This is a genomic window from Thiomicrospira sp. (assembly GCF_036568485.1).
Lineage (GTDB): Bacteria > Pseudomonadota > Gammaproteobacteria > Thiomicrospirales > Thiomicrospiraceae > Thiomicrospira.
On sequence record NZ_DATCSL010000067.1, the window covers coordinates 1 to 6180 of the forward strand.

Sequence of the window (6180 nt, forward strand, 5' to 3'; positions counted from 1 at the left end):
CGTAACTTAGATTTGTCATCCATCATTACCGATGGTGGTGTACCAGCTGATAAACCTCAAACGGTGCAGGTTGAACGTAACAACCCATGGGATCGTGGTGAAATTGCCGAACACATGGTTAAAGAAGTTTTACCGGCTATCGAAGCTAAGTCTGGTGGCATCTTCAACTTTAAATTGGTTAATACAGGCCGTTCAATTGGCGCACGCCTAGCGGGTGAAATTGCACAACGTTATGGTAACGATGGTATGAAATCGTCTCCTATCACCTTAAAACTAACGGGTATCGCCGGTCAGTCTTTTGGTGTGTTTAACGTCGATGGTCTAAATCTACACCTTGAAGGCGATGCTAACGATTATGTCGGCAAAGGTATGGCGGGTGGCGAGATTGTCGTTTGTCCACCAACTGGTTACGTGTTTGACCCTAAGAACACACCAATTGTTGGTAACACCTGCTTATATGGTGCAACTGGGGGTAAATTATTTGCTCATGGTACCGCTGGCGAGCGTTTTGCGGTTCGTAACTCCGGAGCCGTAGCCGTGGTTGAAGGCTTAGGCGACCATGGTTGTGAATATATGACTGGTGGTACAGTTGTGAGCTTAGGTGGCGTAGGGGTTAACTTTGGTGCGGGTATGTCGGGGGGCATGGCATTTGTACTCGATGAAGATCGAACCCTACCGGATCGCCTGAACACCGAAATGGTCGAAGCGATTCGTATTGATACTGAAAGTACCGAAGAATATCGTGTGTATTTAAAAACACTGATTAAAGAATATGTCGAAAAAACGCATAGCCCTTGGGGACAGGAAGTTCTAAACAACTTTAGTCATTATGTAGGGCACTTCTGGCTTGTCAAATCTTTAGCAATTGACATTGATACCTTGTTCCGTCTATTCGGAACAGAAGCCGCTTAAGCTGATAATGCGTTGACCTGGCTTTTATGCCAGGCTTATAAGGAACTAATCGAATGCCAAATGTAAGACAATTTTTAGAACTAGACCGCCAGCTGCCTTCTAAGTTAGATGCGGCTGAGCGCAAAACCAATTTCACTGAAATTTACAGTGGGTTTGATGCTAGCCAAGCGATGGCTCAAGCTGACCGCTGTTTACACTGTGGTAACCCTTATTGCGAATGGGCATGCCCAGTCCACAACTACATCCCTAATTGGCTTAAATTAATTGCCGAAGGCAATGTTATGGAAGCGGTGGAGTTGTCACACAAAACCAATTCATTACCCGAAATGTGTGGTCGCATCTGCCCACAAGATCGTCTTTGTGAAGAAGCCTGTACTCTTAACGATACCAACTTTGGCGCAGTCACGATTGGAGCGGTTGAAAAATTTATCACAGACACGGCCATTGCTACTGGCTGGACACCTGATATGTCACAGGTTGTTAAAACAGATAAAAAAGTCGCTATAGTTGGCGCAGGCCCAGCTGGTTTAGCGGCAGCGGATATTTTAATCCGCAATGGCGTACAACCGGTTGTGTTTGATAAACAACCTGAAATTGGTGGTTTATTAACCTTTGGTATTCCTCAATTCAAATTGGATAAAGACCTCATCAAACACCGCCGTGAAGTGTTTGAAAAAATGGGGATTAAGTTCCGTTTGAATGTTGAAATTGGTAAAGACATTCAATTTGCAGATTTAGTTAACGACTATGACGCCGTATTCCTTGGCATGGGGACCTACAAACCTATGACCGGCGGCTTCCCTGGTGAAGATTTGCCTGGCGTTTACAAAGCGTTGGATTTCCTGGTCGGTAATGTTAAACATGAATTAGGTTACGAACAAACACCTGAACCTTTTGTAAGTATGAAAGGACAACGTGTTGTAGTTTTAGGTGGTGGTGACACGACCATGGACTGTACTCGTACTTCTATTCGCCAAGGCGCAAGCGATGTTTACTGTGTTTATCGTCGCGACGAAGCTAACATGCCCGGCTCCCGTGCAGAAGTTAAAAACGCCAAAGAAGAAGGCGTGCAGTTTAAGTTTAATCTAGCCCCAGTGGAGATCATGGGTTCAGATAAAGTTGAAGGCATTAAAGTGATCGAAACTCGGATGGGTGAGCCAGACGAAAACGGTCGTCGTCGTGCCGAAACGGTACCAGGTTCCGAAAAGGTAATTCCTTGTGATGCGGTGATTGTTGCATTCGGCTTCCAACCAAATCCACCAGCTTGGTTTAAAGATTTTAATATCGAAACCAACAACTGGCAGGGAGTCGTGGCTTCAAAAGACAGTTTATATCCGTTCCAAACCACTAACCCTAAGATTTTTGCCGGTGGTGATATGGTTCGCGGTTCGAGTTTGGTGGTGCATGCCATCGCCGAAGCACGCGAAGCGGCTGAAGGTATTTTGGATTACCTTGAAATCTAAACGATAAACTTAAAAACGGCATTAATAAAAAAGGTCGCATCTAGCGACCTTTTTTATTAGTTTGAAATAAACCTTAATCCAACATTAACCTTCATCACTCAGTTTCTTATTATTTCTTAACTGATTTGAAGGTGCTGAAGCTAAGGATGCTTGATGCTTAGACTCAATCCTGAAAAAGTTAACCTGAGACTGCATTTCATCTGCCTCTTGACGCAAAGTATCGGCGGCGGCGGCGGTTTCTTCGACTAATGCCGCATTCTGCTGGGTAGCCGAATCCATACCATCCATCGCCTGATTAATATGTTCAATACTATGTGTTTGCTCCTGGTTAGCCTGCGAAATTTCACCTATGAAGTTATGCATTTTTAAAATCGCATCCACGATGCTTGCGAACTCTTCCCCTGTTTTAGTCACCAACGATTGACTTTGATCGACTTGTTTTACACTAACCTCAATTAATGCACGAATATCGGATGCCGCTTCGGCCGACTTTTGCGCTAAAGTACGAACTTCGCCGGCCACTACCGCAAACCCCCGACCTTGCTCACCGGCTCTCGCCGCTTCAACGGCCGCATTTAAAGCTAACAGATTAGTTTGAAACGCAATGCTATCAATCAAGCCAATAATATCGGCAATTTTATGGCTCGATTTCGCCAGTTCGGTCATGGCATCTTGCGCCTGTTTCATGACCTCATTGCTATTTTGGGCTTGTATTTTTGCGCTGTTTGCAAGTTCATTAGCTTGTTGAGCATTCTGAGCGTTACTTCTCACGGCCTGTGTAATCATATCCATATTACTAACCGTTTCTTGCAAAGAGCTAGCCTGGTCTTGAATTCGATCAGACAAATCCGAACTGCCACTCGCAATCTGGCGCGACGCTTCAGCAACCGTAACCGACGCCACGCGCATTTCGCCTAGCGCATCTGACATTTTCATCATTGAACTGTTGACCGACTCTTTCATCATGGCCAATTTGCCAGAGTAATCCCCCGAAATGCGCTTAGTTAAGTCACCTTCACTTTGGGCCACTAAGACTTCGACAGTTTCACTTATGCCTTTTTCAAGCTGGTCTAAGGAGGCATTAACATGGCGTTTTAATTCTCCAAGATCACCTTGCAATTCGAGGTTCAAGCGTTTTGAAAACTCACCTTCTGCAATCGCTTGCATTGTTTGATTAATCGCGCCAATCGCTTGCTGGGTTTCTAGCATAGCGGCTTGGAGATCACTAACCATACGAGCATATTCTCCCGAATATTCACCGCTCACTTGATAGCTATAGTCGCTTAATTTAAGCGAATGAATGGCGCGCTGAATCTCATTAAGCACGCGTTGAATTTCATCCGCTGATAAATTCACTTCATTTTTTAAATTATCTAAATCACCTTTGGAGTCCGCTTGGATTCGATACTCTAATTTACCTTGAGCCAAAGCGTTAATCATATCGGACACCGATACCATCAGATGTTGCACACCTGTTATATAGTGGTTAAAGCTCCGTCCCACTCGGCCTAACTCATCCTCACTTAGGGATTCAGTTCGAACCGATAAACTCCCCTTGTCGGCTGCTTGGTTCATCTTTTCTGTCATTTGCTTCAAAGGCTTAAGCACAGATACACGCATCCGCGTAAAGACTTGGAATAAAAGTAAAATAAAACCGCCTGACATCGCCCCCTGTGCCACATAAATCATAAAATAGGTTTCGCTTAATACTCGATTTAAAATCGTCATAGGCTCGGCCACGATATGAGCGGCAAGCTGGCCGTCAGCCACGCTAATTTTTTCGATCATTAATAGGTATTCACCCTGTACATGCAAGTCTTGGCTTGCTAGTTCAGCTAAATTTAAGCCGTTTAATACTTGCATTGCACGATTGTCTACGGTCTGTTCGCCTGACTGTAATAAATTAACCTGTTGCTGCGAACCAAATAAAGTCGCATATAAACGATCTCCGGCAGATTCTTGACGCGCTACATGGCTTAGAGGGATAGACATGACTACCGCACCCAACACGCGATCGCCATAAGGCACAGGTACGACCGCACGCACATAACCAGCGTTCTCTTCAAAACTGATTTCGGTTTGTGGGCTTTTAGGTAAGTTTTGCAGACTAATCGGCGCACCTTGATGTGTCACTTGTTTAAGATCTTGGTTATAAATGGCCAAACCAATCCCTTCAAGTCCAGCAGACTCAACGTAATGCTTGTAGTTAACCTGAACGATTTGCCATAGCACCGTATCTTGCTTGTCGTAGAGCCCATAAATCACGGCCGAATTACTCGCAATCCCCACGGTATTGGTGAGCGCAATGGTCTCAACTCCTTTTATTTCAGATTCCAAGTTATGTTGGAGGGTCTGATGACGTTCCGCCACGGCGCTTTGATACAAATCGTCGGCCACATTCTGCAAATAAATTTGCAAAACAACGCTCCATAAAATCGCCATCGCAACCAACGGAATCATCATTTTCGCTAATATACTCCGCTTAGGCAAAGGGCTCCACTTAGCCAGTTTTGCTTGCCAAGGTTTGACTAAAACACCACCATGGATTAATTGTTTACTCTGTCGAATTGATCGATAGGCGGCTTCAACCGGTTCAATTAACTCACGCGACATCGTGCTTCTAACGGATTTATAACCCACCACTTCACCGTTCTGTTCAACCGGAGCAATGTTCGCTTCCACCCAATAATGATCGCCGTTTTTGCGGCGATTTTTTACATATTGGTGCCAAGGTTCACCCGCTTTAACGGTTTTCCATAAATCGGCAAATACGGCTTCAGGTACATCAGGGTGGCGAATAAGGTTATGCGGTTGGCCTTTCAATTCTTCCCAACTATAGCCACTTACTTCAACAAAAGCTTGGTTTGCATAGGTGATGTTGCCATACAAATCGGTTTCTGAAACCAGCGAAACGCCTTCGGCGATTTGATATTCATGTTGTGTTACAGGCAGGTTTTGTTTCATATATCCTCAAAATTTTTATTCTTTTTTTATTATTTGTGTCTAGCTACTGCGGATTAAAAAGGTAATTTAATGCGTTTACGCAGTTCATCTTCGATTTTTTGCTTGGCTTCGTTTTCCAGGCGTTTCTTTTCAGCATCTAAGCGTGCTTGTAATTCGGACTCCGCCTGGTTTAAACGGTTTTGAGCTTCATTCTGAACAACTTGCAAGGCCTTTTCTTGATCGTCTAACGCCGACTCATCAATATTCAAGCGACGCAATTCGGCTTCAATTGGCTGTTTAAGCTCTTCCAATCTAACTTGTAACTGGGTTTTCAATTGCTGCTTAAATGCCTCGACCTCTTGTTGAAAGACCTGTTTAAACGCCGCTGACAATTGATTGTCTAAGTCGGAACTGGCCTCTATTTTGGGTGACATAATACGTCCGTTTAAGCTCGCATCGACTTTAAACTGATCAATATCGGCGAAAGCGGGGGCTAAATAACGCGTGACTTGATCAGAATTAGTTTGGGATAAATCAAATAACGCATCTTGGTAGTGGATATTTAAGTTGGCATCCAACTGACTCAACCCAGTTAAAGCCAGCTGGCCTTTTAGGTTCGCCTTCGCCTTTGCCAATTGAACGGGCAGTACATCGGTTTTTGCCATCCACCATTGATTAACTTGATAATCCGACCAATCAGCCCGAACACTTGTTAGCACTGAATCGGTCTCTAGCGTCGAGCTATAACCGTCCAAAACCAAAGCTGTTTTTTGTGTTGTTGGTAATGCCTGCAGGTTAAATCGAATGGGCTTGCGACTAAAGGTTTGATCAAAATTGACATCTCGCACTTTTGCCGTGATGT

At 44.4% G+C, this 6180-nt stretch carries 2 protein-coding genes and 2 pseudogenes; 2 read left to right on the forward strand and 2 right to left on the reverse strand.

Annotated elements, in window-relative coordinates:
* Both gltB and VIM91_RS07080 read left to right on the forward strand, forming a co-directional pair.
* A pseudogene (gene gltB, locus VIM91_RS07075) lies at window positions 1–912 on the forward strand (glutamate synthase large subunit); the annotation flags it as partial.
* Between the two features lie 53 nt (window positions 913–965).
* Window positions 966–2375 (forward strand): FAD-dependent oxidoreductase, encoded by a 1410-nt coding sequence (locus VIM91_RS07080; protein ID WP_331864120.1) that lies wholly within the window; start codon window positions 966–968, stop codon window positions 2373–2375.
* Window positions 2376–2459: 84 nt separating this feature from the next.
* Here the strand turns inward: VIM91_RS07080 and VIM91_RS07085 are convergent, their stop codons facing one another.
* Entirely contained in the window at window positions 2460–5339 is a 2880-nt protein-coding gene (locus VIM91_RS07085) for a methyl-accepting chemotaxis protein (RefSeq protein WP_331864121.1), read from the reverse strand.
* 53 nt (window positions 5340–5392) lie between these two features.
* A pseudogene (locus VIM91_RS07090) lies at window positions 5393–6180 on the reverse strand (hypothetical protein); the annotation flags it as partial.

Bases quoted from the DNA above. Each gene is read 5' to 3' on its own strand.
- VIM91_RS07080 (WP_331864120.1), top strand. From the start codon at position 966: ATGCCAAATGTAAGACAATTTTTAGAACTAGACCGCCAGCTGCCTTCT.
- VIM91_RS07085 (WP_331864121.1), bottom strand. From the start codon at position 5,339: ATGAAACAAAACCTGCCTGTAACACAACATGAATATCAAATCGCCGAA.